14 protein-coding genes are annotated in these 19,617 nt (G+C 67.7%); 6 read left to right on the plus strand and 8 right to left on the minus strand.

The annotated features are described in order from the left end of the window. Positions 1-4: 4 nt before the first annotated feature. Both IBX22_RS34500 and IBX22_RS34505 read right to left on the minus strand, forming a co-directional pair. Positions 5-655, minus strand: coding sequence for a DJ-1/PfpI family protein (locus tag IBX22_RS34500; protein WP_194820009.1), 651 nt, complete (start codon positions 653-655; stop codon positions 5-7). A gap of 63 nt (positions 656-718) precedes the next feature. After that, positions 719-1,219 (minus strand): nucleoside deaminase, encoded by a 501-nt coding sequence (locus tag IBX22_RS34505; protein WP_309234912.1) that lies wholly within the window; start codon positions 1,217-1,219, stop codon positions 719-721. Positions 1,220-1,853: 634 nt separating this feature from the next. Here IBX22_RS34505 and IBX22_RS34510 point away from each other — a divergent pair. The 3 genes from IBX22_RS34510 to xdhC are packed head-to-tail and all read left to right on the plus strand — an operon-like array spanning position 1,854 to position 6,554. Continuing rightward, the gene (locus tag IBX22_RS34510) at positions 1,854-3,326 is read left to right on the plus strand and encodes a xanthine dehydrogenase small subunit (RefSeq protein ID WP_194820010.1); all 1,473 of its coding nucleotides are present in this window, start codon (positions 1,854-1,856) and stop codon (positions 3,324-3,326) included. Then, complete coding sequence (xdhB, locus tag IBX22_RS34515; protein ID WP_194820011.1) at positions 3,323-5,743, plus strand: xanthine dehydrogenase molybdopterin binding subunit; 2,421 nt, start codon at positions 3,323-3,325, stop codon at positions 5,741-5,743. Before IBX22_RS34510 ends, xdhB begins: the two co-directional genes overlap by 4 nt. A 1-nt stretch (position 5,744) precedes the next feature. Then, entirely contained in the window at positions 5,745-6,554 is an 810-nt protein-coding gene (xdhC, locus tag IBX22_RS34520; RefSeq protein ID WP_228540069.1) for a xanthine dehydrogenase accessory protein XdhC, read from the plus strand. An 11-nt stretch (positions 6,555-6,565) separates the two neighbouring features. On the opposite strand, the gene IBX22_RS34525 is transcribed toward xdhC, so the two are convergent. Both IBX22_RS34525 and IBX22_RS38440 read right to left on the minus strand, forming a co-directional pair. After that, positions 6,566-7,231 (minus strand): response regulator transcription factor, encoded by a 666-nt coding sequence (locus IBX22_RS34525; RefSeq protein ID WP_194820012.1) that lies wholly within the window; start codon positions 7,229-7,231, stop codon positions 6,566-6,568. Beyond that, positions 7,222-8,379, minus strand: a complete 1,158-nt coding sequence (locus tag IBX22_RS38440; protein WP_194820013.1) for a histidine kinase — start codon at positions 8,377-8,379, stop codon at positions 7,222-7,224. Before IBX22_RS38440 ends, IBX22_RS34525 begins: the two co-directional genes overlap by 10 nt. A gap of 156 nt (positions 8,380-8,535) precedes the next feature. On the opposite strand from IBX22_RS38440, the gene IBX22_RS34535 reads away from it, so the two are divergent. Further along, on the plus strand, positions 8,536-9,774 hold the full coding sequence (locus IBX22_RS34535) for a serine hydrolase (protein ID WP_194820014.1): 1,239 nt from the start codon (positions 8,536-8,538) through the stop codon (positions 9,772-9,774). Between the two features lie 49 nt (positions 9,775-9,823). Beyond that, positions 9,824-10,687: a hypothetical protein gene (locus IBX22_RS34540; protein ID WP_194820015.1), complete on the plus strand. Its 864-nt coding sequence runs from the start codon at positions 9,824-9,826 to the stop codon at positions 10,685-10,687. On the opposite strand, the gene IBX22_RS34545 is transcribed toward IBX22_RS34540, so the two are convergent. Then, the gene (locus tag IBX22_RS34545) at positions 10,647-12,710 is read right to left on the minus strand and encodes an AMP-binding protein (protein ID WP_375540310.1); all 2,064 of its coding nucleotides are present in this window, start codon (positions 12,708-12,710) and stop codon (positions 10,647-10,649) included. The two genes, IBX22_RS34540 and IBX22_RS34545, sit on opposite strands and share 41 nt — an antisense overlap. 189 nt (positions 12,711-12,899) lie before the next feature. Between IBX22_RS34545 and IBX22_RS34550 the strand changes: the two genes are divergently transcribed. Further along, positions 12,900-14,657: an FAD-dependent oxidoreductase gene (locus IBX22_RS34550; protein WP_194820016.1), complete on the plus strand. Its 1,758-nt coding sequence runs from the start codon at positions 12,900-12,902 to the stop codon at positions 14,655-14,657. Positions 14,658-14,717: 60 nt separating this feature from the next. On the opposite strand, the gene IBX22_RS34555 is transcribed toward IBX22_RS34550, so the two are convergent. From IBX22_RS34555 to IBX22_RS34565, 3 genes are read right to left on the minus strand one after another with little or no spacing between them, the layout of a single operon-like run. Beyond that, positions 14,718-16,355: a long-chain fatty acid--CoA ligase gene (locus IBX22_RS34555; RefSeq protein ID WP_194820017.1), complete on the minus strand. Its 1,638-nt coding sequence runs from the start codon at positions 16,353-16,355 to the stop codon at positions 14,718-14,720. A 32-nt stretch (positions 16,356-16,387) separates the two neighbouring features. Then, the gene (locus tag IBX22_RS34560; protein ID WP_194820018.1) at positions 16,388-17,893 is read right to left on the minus strand and encodes an aldehyde dehydrogenase family protein; all 1,506 of its coding nucleotides are present in this window, start codon (positions 17,891-17,893) and stop codon (positions 16,388-16,390) included. Next, positions 17,890-19,482 (minus strand): GMC family oxidoreductase, encoded by a 1,593-nt coding sequence (locus IBX22_RS34565; RefSeq protein WP_194820019.1) that lies wholly within the window; start codon positions 19,480-19,482, stop codon positions 17,890-17,892. Before IBX22_RS34565 ends, IBX22_RS34560 begins: the two co-directional genes overlap by 4 nt. Between the last annotated feature and the right edge of the window lie 135 nt (positions 19,483-19,617).

Genomic DNA, 19,617 nt, shown 5'->3' on the forward strand with positions numbered 1-19,617 from the left:
ACCATCACTTGCGGGGATCTACCGAACCGAGTTCCCAGGTCTTGCCCGCCGGCCAGTCGGTGCCTGCCGGTGGCTCGGGGTCGTATTGGATGCCGCGGCGGACCCATTGGGCGCGTTCGTCACCGGCCAGCCGTTGCAGCAGGTGCAGGGCCATGTCGGTGCCGGCGGAAACGCCCGCGGAGGTGATGATGTCGCCTGCGTCGACGTAGCGAGCGTCGGGGCGCACTTCGATGGTGGGGTCGAGGTCGGCGAGGACGTCGAGGGACAGCCAGTGGGTGGTGGCCGGGCGGTCGGTGAGTAGGCCGGCGGCGGCCAGGACCAAAGCGCCGGTGCAGACGCTGGTGATCAAGGGAATTCGCGGGCGCTGGTCACGGAGCCAGGTCAGCATGGGCTCGTCGTGGATCAGGGGGCGCGTGCCCATTCCGCCGGGGAAAACTAACACGTCCAGGTCGGGCACGGTAGCGAAGGAATGGTCCGGGATGACCCGTAATCCCTTGGCGCACTGCACTTCTACGCCGTCGCGAGAAAATGTGAGCGCTTCCCAGCCGTCCTCCGGCGCTGTTCGCGTCCAGAAGGCGAGTACCTCCCAGGGCCCGGCGAAGTCGAGTTCCTCGACGCCGGGGAACAGCAGGATGCCGATCTTGCGTGTGGCCACATCCCGATCCTGCCACCGGAACGGTCGGCGACTCGCGAACCCGCGAGTCGCCGACGCGTTGGATCAGTAGTCGATGCGGTCGGTCTTGGCCAGCCACGCATCGAAGGGGGCGTTGCGGTTCGGCAGGTCCAGCTGCTCGACGCGGGTCGGCCAGTTCGACTTCGGCTTCAACTCGAACAGGTCGTAGAACTTGAGGTCGTCGAAGCCGGCGACGGCGGCGTCGTGCCGGTCGGCGGAGTAGACGATGCGGTCGACGCGCGCCCACAGGGCGGAGGACAGGCACATCGGGCACGGCTCGCACGAGGTGACCAGCACACAGCCCTCGAGGGAGAAGGTGTTCAGTTCCTTGCAGGCGGCGCGCATGGCGCTGACCTCGCCGTGCGCGGTCGGGTCCAGGGTCGAGGTGACCTGGTTGTGGCCGATCGCGACAATCTCGGTGCCCTTGGCGACCAATGCACCGAACGGACCGCCGCCGTTCGCCACGCTGGTGGTGGCCAACCTGATCGCCTCATCCATCCAGGCGCGTTCGAGCTCCTGAATGTTCACTTCTTGCGTCGCGGTCACGGTCACTCCATTCGGATCGGTGGGGCCGTCGCATCTTTGCGATTGGGCCCACATCCCTTGCTTGTGCAACTGGTGTGAAGGAGTACACAGCCAAGCAAGTGAAGTCAGCTAGGGGTGGAAGACATGAAGACCTCCACAGGCTGACACCGCCTTTTCGTAGTCTTTGACAAGAGCCTATCCGCGTATCCTCCGAGAAACGTTCCTGTCATATCCATTCGTAGGAAAAGCCTAGCCATTCGGAGACCAATGATCTCCCGGTCGGAGCTTCCTACAAACCTTCCGGGCCGACGCATGTCAGCTTGACCTATGGCCTACGTCACCCGTACTTTCGAGCTGACCGACTCGTGAGCTACCGAAGGGAGGCAAGTCGGATGTCCACTATCTCTGACCTGCGTCGCCTCGCTCACCGGACCGTTTGGGTCCCGGGTCGCGTAGCGCACGGCTGCTGAGCAGTCCCCCGCTGTCCGGCGGGCCCGTTCGCGCCCCCGGCACATTTCGATCTCTGTCACCGCCCCGCGGCACATCTTCGTGCCGATTCGCGCTCCGGATTCTCGGGTTGCGCCATCGAAACAGAAAGCTCTGAAATGGCGACTAGGATTATCGTATCGACCGCGTACCGAAATGAGGTTGTGCCATGGTAGCGGCGCGAATCACGGTCAATGGGAAGGCCGAGCCGATTTCTCCGGCGGCCCCCCACACAACGGTCTTGGATTTCCTGCGGGACCGCGGCTTCACCGGGAGCAAGGAAGGCTGCGCCGAGGGTGAATGCGGCGCCTGTTCGATCATGGTGGCCCGCCCGGGCGTCGACCAGCCCACCGACTGGGTAGCGGTCAACGCCTGCCTGGTCCCGGTCGCCGCCCTCGACGGCCAGGAGATCGTCACCGCCGAAGGTCTCGGCACCATGGACGCCAGCGGCACGCCCACCGAACTGCATCCGGTGCAGCAGGAGATGGCCGTGCGTGGCGGTTCCCAATGTGGTTACTGCACACCGGGATTCGTTTGCAGTATGGCTTCCGAGTACTACCGTCCCGGCCGCTGCCCGTCCAAGCAGGAACCCGCCGAGGCCGAAGCGCACGACCACGAGCACGGCCCCAACGGCTTCGATCTGCACTCGCTGAGCGGAAACCTTTGCCGCTGCACGGGTTACCGCCCGATTCGCGACGCCGCTTACGCCCTCGGTCAGCCGAGCACCGACGACCCGCTCGCCCAGCGCCGGGAGCAGCCCGCCCCCGCGCCGGTCGCCACCGAGTACACCCAGGACGACCGCACGTTCCGCCGCCCGGACACCCTGGCCGAAGCGGTGCAGCTGTTGCGTGAGCGCCCGGACGCGGTGCTCGTCGCCGGTTCGACCGACTGGGGTGTGGAAGTCAATATCCGCGCCCGGCGCGCGGATTACGTGATCGGCATCGACCGGCTCCCCGAATTGCGGGAGCTGAAAGTGGCATCCGATCACATCGAGATCGGCGCCGCGGTGCCGCTCACCGAGATCGAACGCCGTCTCGACGGCAGCGTGCCGCTGCTCGCGCAGCTGTTCCCGCAGTTCGCTTCCCGGCTGATCCGCAACAACGCCACCTTCGGCGGCAACCTGGGTACCGGTTCGCCGATCGGTGACAGCCCGCCGGCGCTGCTCGCGCTCGGTGCGTCGGTGGTGCTCTCCTCCGCCGACGGCGATCGGGAGATCGAACTGGCCGACTACTTCACCGGCTACCGGCAGAGCGTGCGCCGCCCGGACGAACTGATCCGCTCGGTGCGCATCCCGCTGCCGCTGGCGCCGGTGACGGCGTTCCACAAGATCGCCAAGCGCCGCTTCGACGACATCTCCAGCGTGGCAGTCGCTTTCGCGCTGGACATCGAGGACGGCATCGTGCGCTCGGCGCGCATCGGCCTGGGTGGCGTCGCCGCCACCCCGATCCGCGCCCGCGACACCGAGGCAGCCCTCGTCGGCAAGCCCTGGTCGGCGGAGATCGTCGAAGCCGCTGCCCTGGTGCTGAGCTCGGAGGGCACGCCGATGAGCGATCACCGCGCGAGTTCCGAATACCGCTCCGCGATGCTGGGCCGGAGTCTCGAGAAGCTGTACGCAGAAACCACCGAGGCGGTGCTGTCATGAGTCAACTGTCCGAGCGGCCGGAGCGCCCTGTAGTCGGCGTTCCGATGCCGCATGAGAGTGCGTCGCTGCACGTCACGGGTACCGCCCTCTACACCGACGACCTGGTGTACCGCACCAAGGACGTCCTGCACGCCTTCCCGGTTCAGGTCATGAAGGCCCACGGCCGGATCACCGCCCTGCGCACCGAGGCCGCGCTCGCCGTGCCCGGTGTGGTGCGTGTACTCACCATCGCCGACGTGCCCGGCGTCAACGACGCGGGCATGAAGCACGACGAGCCGCTGTTCCCGGAAGAGGTCATGTTCCATGGCCACGCGGTGGCCTGGGTGCTGGGCGAGACCTTGGAAGCGGCCCGCGAAGGCGCGGCGGCCGTCGAGGTGGACCTCGAAGAGCTGCCCTCCATCGTCTCGGTGCGGGAAGCGATCGAGAAGGAAAGCTTCCACGGCGCCCGGCCCACCATGATTCGCGGCGACGTCAACGAAGGCTTCGCCAACTCGGCGCACGTCTTCAGCGGCGAGTTCGAGTTCAAGGGCCAGGAGCACTTCTACCTGGAGACGCACTGCGCCCTGGCGCTGGTGGACGAGTCCGGGCAGCTGTTCATCCAGAGCAGCACCCAGCATCCGTCCGAGACCCAGGAAATCGTCGCGCACGTGCTCGGTCTGCACAGCCACGAGGTGACCGTGCAGTGCCTGCGCATGGGCGGCGGTTTCGGCGGCAAGGAAATGCAGCCGCACGGGTTCGCGGCCATCGCCGCGCTCGGCGCCAAGCTGACCGGTCGCCCGGTCCGGTTGCGGCTCAACCGGACTCAGGATCTGACCATGTCCGGCAAGCGGCACGGCTTCCACGCCGAGTGGAAGATCGGCTTCGACGCCGAGGGCCGCATCCAGGCTCTCGACGCCACGCTGACCGCCGATGGCGGCTGGAGCCTGGACCTTTCGGAGCCGGTGCTGGCCCGCGCGCTGTGCCACATCGACAACACGTACTGGATTCCCAACGCGCACGTCGCCGGTCGCATCGCACAGTCGAACACGGTCTCCAACACCGCGTTCCGTGGTTTCGGCGGCCCGCAGGGCATGCTCGTCATCGAGGACATCCTGGGCCGCTGCGCGCCGCTGCTGAACCTGGATCCGGCGGAGTTGCGTGAGCGCAACTTCTACAGCCCGGGCCAGACCACGCCGTACGGGCAGCCCGTCGGCCAGACCGACCGCATCGGCCGGATCTGGCACGAGGTGCAGAACGGCGCCGACTGGGCGGAGCGGCAGCGCGAGATCGCGGCCTTCAACGCCGCGCACCCGAACACCAAGCGCGCCTTGGCGATCACCGGCATCAAGTTCGGTATCTCGTTCAACCTCACCGCCTTCAACCAGGGCGGCTCGCTGGTGCTGATCTACAAGGACGGCTCGGTCCTGATCAACCACGGCGGCACCGAGATGGGCCAGGGCCTGCACACCAAGATGATGCAGGTCGCCGCGACCACGCTCGGTATCCCGCTGCACAAGGTGCGCCTGGCGCCGACGCGAACCGACAAGGTGCCCAACACCTCCGCCACCGCGGCCAGTGCCGGCGCGGACCTCAACGGCGGCGCGATCAAGAACGCCTGTGAGCAGTTGCGCTCGCGGCTGCTCGAGGTCGCCGGGTCGCAGCTGGGCGTGAACGCCTCGGATGTCCGCATCGTCGAGGGTGTGGCCCGGGCGCTGGGCAGCGACAAGGAGCTGGACTGGGACACCCTGGTGCGCACCGCTTACATGCAGCGGGTTCAGCTTTCGGCCTCCGGTTTCTACCGGACCGAGGGCCTGCACTGGGACGCGAAGATCTTCAAGGGCTCGCCGTTCAAGTACTTCGCCTACGGCGCCGCGGCGACCGAGGTCGAGGTCGACGGCTTCACCGGCGCGTACCGGATCCGGCGCGTGGACATCGTGCACGATGTCGGCGACAGCCTCTCGCCGCTGATCGACATCGGTCAGGTCGAGGGCGGATTCGTGCAGGGCGCGGGCTGGCTGACGCTGGAAGACCTGCGCTGGGACACCAGCGACGGACCCAACCGTGGCCGGTTCCTCACCCAGGCCGCCAGCACCTACAAGCTGCCGAGCTTCTCGGAAATGCCCGAGGAATTCAATGTCACGCTGCTGCAGGACGCCACCGAAGAGGGCGCGGTGTACGGGTCCAAGGCGGTCGGCGAACCGCCGCTGATGCTGGCGTTCTCGGTGCGCGAGGCGTTGCGGCAGGCCGCCGCGGCCTTCGGTCCCGTGGGCACCAGCGTGGATCTCGGCTCCCCCGCGACCCCGGAAGCGGTGTACTGGGCGGTCGAAGCGGCTCGCCGCAGCGATGCGCACAGCCTCGCGGCGACCAACGGTCACGCCGCGGGCAATGGTCATCGCAAGAGCGCCGCCATCCCGGCCGACGCATTGAGCAGTGCCTGACATGATGAGCTGGGTCGCCGCGGTCGCGCGGTTACGAGCTCGCCGGGAACCCGGCGTACTGGTGACCGTCGCGACCGTGCGCGGCCACGCACCCCGCAAGCCCGGAGCGAAACTCGTTGTGGGACAAACAGAAGCGTGGGGTTCGGTCGGCGGCGGCAACATCGAGGCCGTCGCGATCGACCGGGCCCGCGAGCTGATCAGCACCCCCGGTGCGGAGCCGGAACTGATGGAGTTCGCGCTCAACGACAAGGTCACCAACCGGCACGGCGTGCAGTGCTGCGGCGGCGTGGTCACCGTGCTGCTGGAACCGCTGCCGGTGTTTCCGGCGGTAGCGCTCTTCGGCGTCGGCCACGTCGGCCTGGAGCTGGCCCGAATCCTGGCCCGCCACAACCTCGATCTACATCTGATCGACACCCGTCCCGAGCAACTCACCGACGAACGCCTCGCCGTCCTCGCCGACGCGGAAGCGCAGATCACCGTGCACCGCACCCTGCTGCTCCCGGAAGAGGTACTCGCGGAACTACCGCCCGGCACCCACGTCCTGATCATGACCCACGACCACGCCGAGGACGCCGCCCTGTGCGATACCGCCTTGCGCACAGCGGATCTCGGCTCGATCGGCCTGATCGGCTCCTCCGCCAAGTGGGCGCGGTTCAAACAGCGCCTGGCGACCGAGGGCGGCCACGACGAAGCGGCCATCAACCGGATCAAAACCCCGATCGGCCTGCCCGACATCACCGGCAAGGAGCCCGCCACGATCGCGGTGAGCGTCGCCGCCGACCTACTGCTGGCCTTCCAGAAAGACCTCTGAGAACCGGTACATCACGCGCCAGGGCCTGGGTCCCCGCCGTGGCGGCGGAGGTAAGCCAAGACGGCGCGGACCCGGCGGTGGCCGCTGTCGCCGACCGACAGGCCAAATTTGAGGAAGACGTTGCCGATGTGTTTGTGGACAGCGTTTTCGGTGATGAAAAGCCGCTGAGCGATAGCGGCGTTGTCGTGCCCTTCGGCCATCAAAGCCAGCACCTCGCGTTCGCGGGGAGTGAGGCCGTCGACTGGATCGTTGCGAACGGCGAGCAGCTGTGCGATGACCTCGGGGTCCATGGCGGTGCCGCCTGCAGCCACGCGGCGCAATGCGTCGGTGAACTCCGCGATACGGCTGACCCGGTCCTTGAGTAGATATCCGATGCCGCCGCGAGTATCAGCGAGAAGACGGCCCGCGTATTCCGGCTCGACGTACTGGGACAGCACCAGGACGGGTAGTCCGGGATGGTCCCGGCGGGCCTGGATGGCAGCGCGAATGCCCTCGTCGCGAAAGTCCGGAGGCAGCCGCACGTCGACGATGGTGACATCCGGGCGGTGCGTCTCGACGGCGGCGAGGAAGCCGGGGGCGTCCGCCGCGATCGCGGCAACCTCGAAACCCTGGGAGTTCAGCAGAAGTTCGAGTCCGGCGGACAACAGCACGTTGTCCTCGGCGATGACTACACGCACGGCAGCTCCACGGTGATGGTGGTGGGCCCGCCCGGCGGGCTGCTGATCTGCATGGTGCCGTCCAAGGCGGCAGCGCGGCGGCGAATTCCGTCCAGGCCGCTGCCTCGAGACGCGTCCGCCCCACCGGACCCGTCGTCGGTGATCTGCGCGGACAGCAGCGCACCGTCGCGGGTCACGCGGACGGCGGCCGTGGTGGCTCGGCTGTGCCGGGCGATGTTCGCCAGCGCCTCGGTCACGGCGAAGTAGGCGATCACTTCGACCGCGGCCGGGACCTCACCGAGCTCGCCGATGTCGATGCGGGTCGGCACGCCGGCCCTGGTAGCCAGGGCGCCGAGCGCACCGGCGAGACCCTGGTCGGCCAGCACCGGCGGGTAGATGGTGCGGATAACGGAGCGCAGCTCGGTCATGGCTTCCTCGGTCTCGGCCTGGGCTTGCCGGACGAGCACGGCGGCCGCGTCGGGATCCTTGGAAAAGGTCTCCCCGGCCACGGCAAGCCGCATGGCGATGGCCACCAGCCGGGCCTGGGTACCGTCGTGCAGGTCGCGTTCGATCCGGCGGAGTTCCGCGCCGTGCGCCTGTAGGACGCCCGTGCGGGTCTGGGTGAGTTCGGTGACGCGCGCGGCCAATTGGTCCGCGGGCGACAATGCCAGAACTGCCTGGCAACAACGCGCGTGCAATCGGGCGAGCGGCGGCAGGGCCATGACCACTAGCGCCGCAAGGAGCAAGAACTGCACCAGACCGATCGTCAACGCGGCCGCCCAGTCGTCGATATGAACACCGAGCAGCGGCAACCGTGGCGGCTCCGACGCGGGAAAAGCCCACCACCCCACCGTGATCGCAAAGGTGTGGAGCACGTCGGCCAACAGCACCAAGGCGAGTAGGCCCGCGGGCAGGCCGGTGGCCACCTGAGTTGCCAGCCACGCGAGGTCGCGGCGTAGGGCACGCGGACGCGGCTGCACCGGCCGGCCCAGCAAGACCCCGGCCCGACGGCGATGACTATCCGCCCAGGCAGCCGCCAGCGACGGCACGCACAGCAGCGGGGCCGCCACAAGCGTCACCACCGCTGTCACCAGGGTGCCGAGCAGATAGCGTGCACTGCGCCCGGCCCGGATCAACCGGACGCGAGCCGCGCCGATCACACTGTGCACACTGGTCGCCTCCGTCTGCCGTCCGGGCTCGTCAGCGGCCCTCAGACGCCCTACGGTACGTGCCGGAAAACCTTGCGGCGCTACAGCCAGCTGTAGGTTTCGACCGGCAGCCCGCGGTAGCGACTTGCCACCAAACGCTTACCTAGCTTGAGATCCATGAGATCCACAACCCCGGCCGCCGCGCCGCAGCACCGGCCGTCCCCGCAGCGTCGCCGCCGGATCGGCCGAGGATGGCTGACTGTCGCGGCGGCCGCACTCGCCGCCGCGGGTGTTGCCGCAGCGGTCCAAACCCCGGACGACGAGGCCGCGCCGCCAGCGCCCGGCTACCAGGAGGTCGACCTGCTCCAGGACACCGATGCCCTTGCGGCGCTGGGCATCACCGGTGTCCAAGCGCGGGTGACCACCGCCTCCGGCCACGATCTGGTCGCCACCTCCGGCGTCGCGATAGCGGGCACGAACCACCCGGTGCCCCGCGACGGCTACTTCCGGATAGCCAGCACCGGCAAGGCGCTCATGGCCACGGCGATCCTGCAATTGGCCGACCAGAACAAGCTGTCCCTCGACGACTCGGTGGACCGCTGGCTGCCCGGAGTCATCGACGGCAACGGCAACGACGGACGTAAGATCACCGTGCGCCAACTCCTGCAGAACACCAGCGGCCTGCACGACGACCTCCCCGGCTTCGACACCCCGCAGGAGTATTACCAGCACCGCTACAACACCTACACCCCCGAACAGATCGTCGCCCGATCGATGAAGCACCACCCGGACTTCCAGCCCAGCACCGGCTGGAGCTACTCCAACACCGGCTACGTCGTCGCGGGCATGATCGTCGAAAAGGCCGCCGGCCGTCCGTGGCAGGAGCAGATCGAAAGCCGAATCCTGCAGCCGCTCGGCATGAACCACACCTACCTTTCGGGCACCACGTCCACTCTTCGGCACCCGCACGCGAACGGCGACCAGGTCTTCGCCTCTGGCGAACGGATCGACGTCACCGAACAGATCGTCCCCGACCTCGGCGGCTATATCTCCACCACAGCGGACGTCAACCGCTTCTTTCAGGGACTGCTGCGCGGCGAGCTGCTGTCCGAAGCGCACATGACCGAGATGCGCGACACCATCCCGGTCGACAAACAACTCGAGGCGATCTGGCCCGGTGGACGCTACGGCCTCGGCCTGGTCAACCGCCCGCTGACCTGCGGCGGCAGCTACTGGAGCCACCAGGGAGGCGAAGCCGGCTACATCACGCTGAACGGCGCCACCGGCGACGGCAGCCGCACCGTCACCGTCTCGATGACCACCAGCTTCAACGACCCAGAGAAAACGCTCAGCCAACAGCAGGCCGCCAGCGACCTCGTCGACCGCGCGCTGTGCGATACCTCCAGCAACAGATAGGGAAGGGACGCTGCCAGCGGAGTCGGCACCTCGCTTACAGTGGGCGGCGATGCACCAGGACCATGCCGCCGCGCAGGCGGCAGCTCAGATCGCCGCTGTACAGGATGAGCCGCACCGCAGGCTGGCAGTGGCCGCGGATTTCTATCCGGCCCATGTGCGGGACTACCAGCGGGCCGAACTGTATTTCCTGCGTTGGGAATTGGCGCGCGGGGTCCTGCATCCGAAGACGGGCAGCGGGTGGTGGCGCGCGATCAACGACCGGCTGCTGCACGACAAGCTGGCCGCGCGCCTGCTGTGGGATGCCGGGGCCAGGAGCGCGGTGCCGACTGGTGTGCGGCACTGGCTCGAATTTCTCGACCGGCCCTCCCCCGCCGCCTGGTATCGGGCACACAATCGGAGCGTCGTCACCGGCTATCTGGACAGCGCGCCGCTGGCCGAATCCGAACTGCTGCCAGAGCGATTCATGATGAACGTGACTTTGTCGCGAGCGCTGTTCACCCAGGCGCTCATCGAACAGCCCGCGCTGGCGCTGGGCCGGTTCGGACGGCTCGGTCGCCGCATCGGAGATCCGCGCGGCCATGCCGTGCGGGTCTTCTTGGACATGCGCAACGTCTTTCCGGAGCTCTATCCGATGCACGGCCTGACCATTGCGCAGATCCTCGCCGAGGAGGGCCGCGCCGCCCGGGTCATCGACTACGGCCTGATCCTGCCCAGGCTTTCGGAGCTCTACGCCTTCGCAGCCACGAGTCTCGGCGAGCCGCGGCTGACCACCCTGATCGACAACGGCATGTTCAGCTACGGCGACCACAGCGTCGGCCGCGCCGAGTTGCGGCCGGACGCGCTGAGCCGAATCATGACCGCTGCCACCGGATTCAGCCGTGGGCGCCGTCGAAACCCACCAGGAATCGTTTGAGCACCTTCCCGGTTTCGCCGCGCGGCAGCTGACTGAGGAACGCCACGTCGCGCGGCACCGAAACGCGCCCGAGCCGGTTGCGGATGTAGTTGCGGACCATCTCCGGATCCAGGCCCACCCCTTCGCGTTTCACCACGAACGCGGCGAGCCGCTGCCCGAAGTCGCGGTCCGGAACACCCACCACCGCGACCTCGCTGACCTGCGGTAGCAGCGCGAGCGCTTCCTCCACCGGGCGCGGGAAGACGTTCTCGCCGCCGGAGATGATCATTTCGTCGTCCCGGCCCGCGATGTAGAGCCGCCCGGCAGCGTCCAGATATCCGACGTCGCCGGTATCGAGCAAGCCCTCGACCTCCTCCGGCGGCGCGGCGCTGACGTAGCCGTCGAACAGCATGTGGTTGCCCACGAAGATGCGGCCCACCACACCGATCGGAACCGGTCGCCGATCCTCGCCCAGCACAGCCACTTTCGTGCCCAGCGGCGGGCGGCCCGCCGTCATCGGCGACAGGCGCAGGTCCTCCGGGGTGGCGATGGTCGCCCAGGACACCTCGGTGGAGCCGTACACGTTGTAGAGCAGGTCGCCGAAGCTGTCGAAGAACCGCAGCACCGTCGCGGCCGCCAGCGGCGCACCACAACTCGCCACCACGCGCAGGCTGGACACGTCGTAGCGGGCGCGCACCGCGAACGGCAGGTCGAGGATGCGTTCCACCATGGTCGGCACCACCAGCAGGCTGGTGACCTGATGCTCGGCGATCAGGCGCAGCGTGTCCTCGGCATCGAACTGTTCCGGCAGCACCGTGGTCGCCCGCAACGCCGTGCTGATCTGCAGCCCGGCCAGGCCCCAGGTATGGAACAGCGGCGCCGGGATCAGCATGGTTTCGTGCATGCGCAACGGGATTCGCGACAGCAGCGCGGCGATGGTGCCGAATCCGCGCGGGTGCGGCCGGCGCGCACCCTTCGGGGTGCCGGAGGTTCCGGAGGTCAGCACGACCAGCCGGCCCGGCTGGGACGGCATCCGAAACTTGCGCGCCCCCTCGGCGATCAGGTCGTCCACCGTGGTGCGGTCGGCTCCCAGCGGAGACTCGTCGGTATTGATCCGGGGAATCTCCACGCGCAGATATTTGACGAGGTCCTCGAGCTCGCTGTCGACGAACAGCGCCATCAACCGGTCGCGCTGCACGATCTCCTCGAGCGTCCGACCGGACAGTCCCGCGTTCATCAGCACCACATCGACGCCGAGTTTGCCTGCGGCGACCATGGTTTCGACCATCCCGCGATGATTGCGCGCCAGCAGGCCGATCGCGTCACCGGTACCGAGCCCGAGCGCGGCCATGGCGCCCGCCAGTGCGGTGGTGCGCTCGTCGATCTCGGCGAAGGTCCGGCTCCCCTGCTCATCGATGACAGCGAGGCGTTCGGGTGAATGCGCCGCTCCGGCCGCGTAACCGCCCGCGAGGTTGAATCCCCAGCGCGCCAACCCCCGCATCTGTTTGATGCCCAGATCGGGTCGGCTGGTCACGACGCCGCTGGTCACCATCTGCCGCGCCACGCCCGCCCGCCGCCGCACCGGGGAGTCCTCCCCGTTGACCACAACCGAGGTCGGCTTACCCCGCACGATGTCCACAGCCCGGCGGAGCCCGTCCTGAACCCACTGTGCCAGTACCGCTTTCGTGACCTCGGCGAGGGCCGGATGCACGCGGCCCACGGCGAAGAAGGTGATGATCACCCGGGTCTGTTCGCCCTCGCCGCGCAGTCGTATCGAGGCAAAGCTCCCCTCGGCCGCACAGTGCAGCTCCAGCCGCTCGTACCAGCGCACCACGCTCGGCCGCACATCGATGGTCCGGATCCCGGCCTGGATCGACCCGATCCGGAACCGCACCATCGGCTTACCGTCTACCGGCTCCAGCGGTTCACAGGCACCTACCCCCAACAGCATCCGCGGGTAGTTCTGCGGATCTACCAACAACTCATAGAGCGCGCGGCGGGAGATCGGGACCTCCGCGACCACTTCGACAACATCGGTAATCAAGCTTCGTTCATCTTCTCTGACGACCGGCGCCCACAGCGGACCCGACTGTCAGGATAACCCTCAGCAAACCTGGGACCGGGCGCATTTCACCGACTACAGGACAGTTCACAATGGCCTCGAAGGCAGCATGTGAGGAGACGCAAAATCCGCTGGGCGGCCCCGGCCCGCTGTTAGCGTCTGGAGGTGGCCATGTCCGAGGAGTTCGATTTCGATGTCATCGTCGTGGGGTCCGGGTTCGGGGGTAGCGTAACGGCCCTGCGGCTCACCGAAAAGGGGTATCGGGTCGGCGTTTTCGAGGCCGGCCGGCATTTCGCCGACGCCGATTTCGCGAAGACCAACTGGGATCTGCGCCGCTACCTGTGGGCGCCGCGGCTGGGCTGCTATGGGATACAACGGATTCACCGGCTGCGCGACTGTTTCATCCTGGCGGGCGCCGGCGTCGGCGGCGGTTCACTGAATTACGCGAACACGCTGTACAAGCCGGGCCCCGCGTTCTTCGGCGACCCCCAGTGGGCGGATATCGCCGACTGGGATGCCGAGCTCAGCCCGTTTTACGAACAGGCGCGAAAGATGCTGGGCGTGGTCCAGAATCCGCACCTGACCCCCGCCGACGCGGTCATCGCCTCGGTCGCCGAGGACATGGGCGTCGGCGACACCTTCGTGCGAACCCCGGTCGGGGTGTATTTCGGTGAACCCGGAAAGACCGTGGCAGACCCGTATTTCGGTGGCGCCGGACCGGCTCGGACCGGCTGTATCGAGTGCGGCGAGTGCATGACCGGCTGCCGCCACGGCGCCAAGAACACCCTGGTGAAGAACTACCTCGGGCTGGCGCAGGCCGGTGGCGCGCAGGTGCGGGCGATGACCACGGTGACCGCGATCCGGCCACACTCCGATGGCAGCTGGGAGGTCGAGACCCGGCGCACCGACGGCCGAATCCGGCGTCGCCGCACCACCTTCCGAGCCAGCCAGGTGGTGCTGGCGGCTGGCGCCTGGGGCACCCAGCACCTGCTGTTCGACATGCGCGACCGGGGCATCCTGCCCGCCCTCTCCCCCCGGCTCGGCGTCCTGACCCGCACCAACTCCGAAGCCATCCTCGGCGTCGGCCGCACCACCATCGATCCAGCACTGGACATCACCAAGGGCGTCGCCATCACCTCGTCGTTCCATCCCGCGCCGGACACCCACGTCGAGCCGGTCCGCTACGGCAAAGGCTCCAACGCCATGGGCCTGCTGCAGACCTACCTGATCGACGGCGGCCATCGAATCCCGCAGTGGCTCCGCGTCTTTCCGCTGGCGCTGGCGCATCCGATCCGCACCGTCCGGTTGCTGCGCACCAAACAGTGGAGTGAACGCACGCTGATCCTGCTGGTCATGCAGAGCCTGGACAACTCGATCACCACCTACACCCGGCGCGGACTGTTCGGGCGGCGCTTCACCAGCAAACAGGGCTACGGCCAACCGAATCCGACCTGGATCCCCACCGGCCACGAGGCCACCCGCCGGGTCGCCGACAAGATCGGCGCGACCCCGGGCAGTACCTGGCCCGACTTGTTCAATGTCCCAATGACCGCGCATTTCATCGGCGGATGTGTTATCGCCGAGGATCCGGCGCAGGGCGTCATCGATCCGTACCACCGGGTGCACGGCTATCCGTCGTTGAGTGTCGTTGACGGCTCGGCGATTTCGGCCAACCTCGGGGTGAACCCGTCGTTGACCATCACCGCGCAAGCCGAACGGGCGGCGGCGCTGTGGCCGAACAAGGGCAGCGCTGATTTACGGCCGGAGATGGGCAGCGCTTATCAACCGGTTGTGCCGAGCCCAGCGGAGAATCCAGTGGTCCCGGCACATGCCCCGGTCGTGCTCGGACTGCCAGTCGTCGTGGGCGACAAAGCCACAGCCGTCTTGGGCGACAATGGCAAACCCACCGCAGGTGTGCAGGCTGTGTAGCCGCGGCCAAATCCAGTGGGTGCGCGGTTGATTCAGTGGTCGCACACCCACCGCGCAGGGTCAAGACAGCGTTGTGACAGCCAGCTCACCGTCGGCGTGCTGCGCGCGCAGCCGCTTCTTGTCGTACTTGCCGACACTGGTCTTGGGCACCTCGGTGACGAAGCTCCAATATTCCGGCAGCTGCCATTTCGCGAACTTGTCCGCCAGGAAGTCACGCAGTTCCTCCGGCTCGGCCTTCTGGCCCTCGGCGAGCACGACAGCCACCAGGGGCCGCTCGGCCCACTTCGGGTCGGGGATGCCGATGACGGCGGCTTCGGCGACCGCCGGGTGGCCGATCACCGCGTTCTCCAGGTCGACCGAGGAGATCCATTCGCCACCGGACTTGATGACGTCCTTGGAGCGGTCGACCAGGGTCAGGAAGCCGTTGGGGCTGATCTTGCCGACGTCGCCGGTGCGCAGCCAGCCGTCGTCGAACTTGTCCGGCTCGATCTCGGCGCCGTCCGGCGAGTAGTAGGCCCCGGTGATCCAGGCACCGCGAACCTGCAACTCACCCAGCGACTTTCCGTCGTTCGCGACGACATTGCCCGCGTCGTCGACCAGCCGCGCCCGCACCCCGGCCGGGAAACGACCCTGGGTGTAGCGGTACGCCCACTGCTCGTCGCCCTCGACTCCGATCGGCGCGTGCGCCACCGAGCCGAGCGGGGAGGTTTCGGTCATACCCCAGGCATGGAGCAGCTTGACGCCGAACTTCTCCTCGAACGTGTGCATCATCGCGGGCGGCAGCGCGGAGCCGCCCACCAAACAGGTGCGCAGGTGCGAGATGTCCTGCGGCGCGGCCTGCAGTCCGGCCAGCACCCCGCCCCAGATGGTCGGGACCGCGGCGGCGAAGGTGGGCTTGACCACGGCCATCATCTCCAGCAGCGGCTGCGGCTGCAGGAAACGGTCCGGCATCAGGATATTCGCGCCCGACATCAGTGCCGCGTACGGCAGGCCCCACGCGTTGGCGTGGAACAGCGGCACGATGGCGAGCACGGTGTCCGCGGCGGAGAAGCCCATACCGTTGGGCGCGCACACTTGGCTGGCGTGCAGCCAGTTGGATCGGTGCGAGTACACGACACCTTTAGGATCACCGGTGGTACCGGAGGTGTAGCACATACCGGCCGCCGAGCGTTCGTCGATGACCGGGAACTCGAAGCTATCAGGCTGCGCGCCAAGCAGTTCGGTGTAGGAATGCACCTGCACACCGTCGGGGGCCTGCAACGCAGCAGCATCGCCGTTGGCGACGATGACATGTCGCACGGTCCGCAGGCTCGGCAGATACTGCGCGAACATCGGCAGCAGCGTGCCGTCGACGATCACCACCTGATCCTCGGCGTGGTTCGCCACGTAGACCAGCTGCTCCGGGAACAGCCGGATGTTGAGCGCATGCAGCACCGCGCCCATCGCCGGCACCGCGACGTAAGCCACCATGTGCTCGTTGTTGTTCCACATGAAGGTGCCGACCCGGTCGCCGACACCGATCCCGAGCTCACGCAGAGCGTTCGCCAATCGCGCTGCCTCCGCGCCCAATTCGCGGTAGGTCATGGTGCGCAGACCATCACCGGTCCAGGTGGATACCGTGCTGTCGCCCTGGAAGGTGGACGCGTAGTTCAACAGTGTCGCCAGCGACAGCTGCTCGTCCTGCATGGTGCTCAACATCGGGAATGTTTCCTCTCAGAACTTGCGATACATCAGCCGTGCCGGAGCACGGTCAGGGTGGCGAGCAGCTTGTCGACCTTGGCGGTACGAGCGAAGGTGGTCAAAGCCATCAGCGCCGGAAGCCGGCGGCGGGCAACGGATTTCGCGTAGGTGAATTCCTTGAGGCCGTCCGGGCCGTGGATCCGGCCGAAACCGGAATCGCCGACGCCGCCGAACGGCAGCTCCGGCAGGGCCGCGAACAGATAGACCAGATTGACGCCGGTCATGCCGGAGCGGATCCGGCGCGCCAGCTCCTCCCCGCGCTGCTTGGAGAACACCGCAGAGCCGAGGCCGTAGCGCGAGTTGTTGGCCCGCTCGATCGCCTCGTCCATGTCGCGAACCTTGTTGACCGCCAAGGTCGGTCCGAAGGTCTCCTCGGTCATGGCGAGCGAGTCCTCCGGCACGTCGACGAGCACCGTCGGCTGCACCAGCCGCTCGCCCACCGCGTCGGGTCCGCCGACCACGGCGCGCGCACCCCGGTCCAGCGCGTCCTTGATGTGGCTCGCCACCACGCCCGGCTGTGACGGCATGGTCATCGGCCCGATCTGCGCGTCCGGATCATCGCCCGCCCGAAGAGTTTTCGTCAGCGCGGTGAGCTTGGCGAGGAACGGCTCGTACACCCGCTCGTGCACATAGACGCGCTCGGTGCCGATGCAGGCCTGCCCCGCGTTGGACAGGCCACCCCACACCGCGGCCTCGGCGGCCGCGTCCAGGTCGGCGTCCGCGTCCACCAGCAGCACGTCCTTGCCGCCCGCCTCGATCAGCACCGGGGTCAGGGTGTCGGCACAGGCGCGCATGACTTTCTTTCCGGTCTCCGTCGAACCGGTGAAGGCGACCTTGTCCACGCCCGAACGGCACAGTGCCGCACCGGTTTCACCGCGACCGGTCACCAGTTGCAGAACCGGATGCTCGGGCACCACCTGAGCGAACGCATCCACCAGCCACTTGCCGACGCCAGGGGTGTATTCGCTCGGCTTGAACACCACCGCGTTACCGGCGGCGAGGGCGTAGGCGATCGAACCCATCGGGGTGAACACCGGGAAGTTCCACGGCCCGATCACGCCGATCACGCCCAGCGGCAGGTACTCCACCGAGGCGCCGAGGTCCGCCGCCATCAGGCTCGGCGAGATGCTCTTGCGGCCCAGCACCTTTCGCGCGTTGCCCGCGGCCCAGGAGAGGTGGTCGAGCATCATGATGATCTCGAGCTGGGCGTCGCCGGTCGGCTTGCCGGTTTCCGCGTGCGACAACTCCGCCAGCTGCGCCATCCGGCGGGCGATGACGCCGCGCCACTTCTTCAGCCGCTCCGCCCGCTCGTCGAAACTCAGGCCCGCCCACCACTGCGCGGCTTCCCTTGCGCGAGCGACAGTTTCGTCCACCTGACCGGCGTCGAGAATGGGATGCGTGCCGACCACATCGCCCGTCGCGGGGTCGAGCGAATCGAATGTCGCCACAGCTGTCGCAGTCACGGTCACTTCCTGAATGTCGTCGGTCCGCGTCATGCCTGCACTCCGCGAATCAGATCGGATGCCTTCTCGCCCACCATGATCGCGGGGGCGTTGGTGTTGCCACGGGGCACCATCGGCATCACCGAGGCGTCGGCGACACGCAAGCCCTCGATGCCGCGCACCCGCAGCTGCGGATCGACCACAGCGTCTTCGCCGGTGCCCATCGAGCACGTGCCCACCGGGTGGTAGAGCGTCTGAGTCCAGGCCCGGATGTGGTCGCCCAGCTCGTCGTCGGTCAGCCCGGAGACCTGACTCGGCAGGTACGGCCGAGAAAGGAAGCGCGCGAACGGCTTTTCCCGCACGATCTCGAACAGGCGGCGCGCACCGGCGACGGACGCGGCCAGATCGACGGGATCGCTGAAGTAGGCGGGGTCCATTTCCGGCTTCCACGCCGGATCCGCCGACCGCAGCCGCAGCCGACCGCGGCTGGCCACGTTCACCAATGTCGCGCCCGCGGTGAGCATCTGGGCGGTCGGCTCCTGGAATCCGTTGTCGTAGAACCCCGTCGGCGCGGTGATGATCTGGATATCGGGCCCAGCCAGGCCGTCCCGGGAGGCGAAGAACGCGCCACCCTCGCCCACATTCGACGACAGCGGGCCGCGCCCGGACAGCTTCCACTGCATGAGCCGGGCCGGGTTCGAGAAGTCGGTGAGGTCGGAGGTGTCCTTGCTGTACCAGATGAACGGCGTGACCGGATGGTCGTGCAGGTTCTCCCCTACCCCCGGCAGATCTACCACCGGCTCGATACCGTGCTCACGCAGATGCGTGGCGGGTCCGATACCCGAAAGCATCAGCAGCTGCGGGGAATTGATGGAGCCGCCGGACAGCACCACCTCGCCGTCCGCGTAGGCGATGTGCTCGACGCCGCGCTGCCGGTAGGCGACGCCCACGGCCCGGGTGCCCTCCAGCACCACGCGGGTGGCGAACGCGCTGGTCCGGATGGTCAAGTTGGGCCGCCGCAAGGCCGGACGCAGATAGCCGTCCGCCGTCGACCAGCGCCTGCCGTCCTTGCAGGTCACCTGGTAGCGGCCGGCGCCCTCCTGTTCAGCGCCATTGAAGTCGTCGTTGCGCTCGAGCCCGTGCGCGACCGCCGCCTCGATCCAGGCATCGGTCGTCTCATGGTTGAAGCGACGGTCCTCCACGTGCTGCGGGCCCGCACTGCCGTGGAAGGAATCACTGAGCCGCGTATTGCCCTCGGCCCGAACGAAATACGGCAGCACATCGGCGTAACCCCAGCCTTCGGCGCCGAAATCGTCGCGCCAGCTGTCGTAGTCGGCGCGATTGCCGCGGATGTAGATCATGGCGTTCATCGACGAACACCCGCCGAGGCCCTTCATCCGCGGCCAGAAGGCGCGGCGACCCGCCATGTGCTTCTGCTCGGTGGTCTCGTAATTCCAGTCCCACTTGGTCTTGAACAGGTTCGGGAACGCGGCCGGAATATGGATCTCGTCGGCATCGTCTTCGCCGCCGGCCTCCAGCAGCAGCACCGACACCGCGGGATTCTCCGACAGCCGGGCCGCCACCACGGCCCCCGCGCTTCCGGCCCCGACGATCACGTAGTCGAAGCGGTTCTTCTCGCTCAAAGCTCTCCTTGTATCGAGCCGTCGCGCCTGCATGCTGGTCGCTAGACGGGTCCGCGCGCTTACGTGACCGGGATCACGAAGTCGTCACCTGAAGGCTATGGCGGGTCAACTGGGGATTCCTATGTCCGCCTGGGC

The organism is Nocardia sp. XZ_19_385 (assembly GCF_015355755.1).
Classification (GTDB): domain Bacteria; phylum Actinomycetota; class Actinomycetes; order Mycobacteriales; family Mycobacteriaceae; genus Nocardia.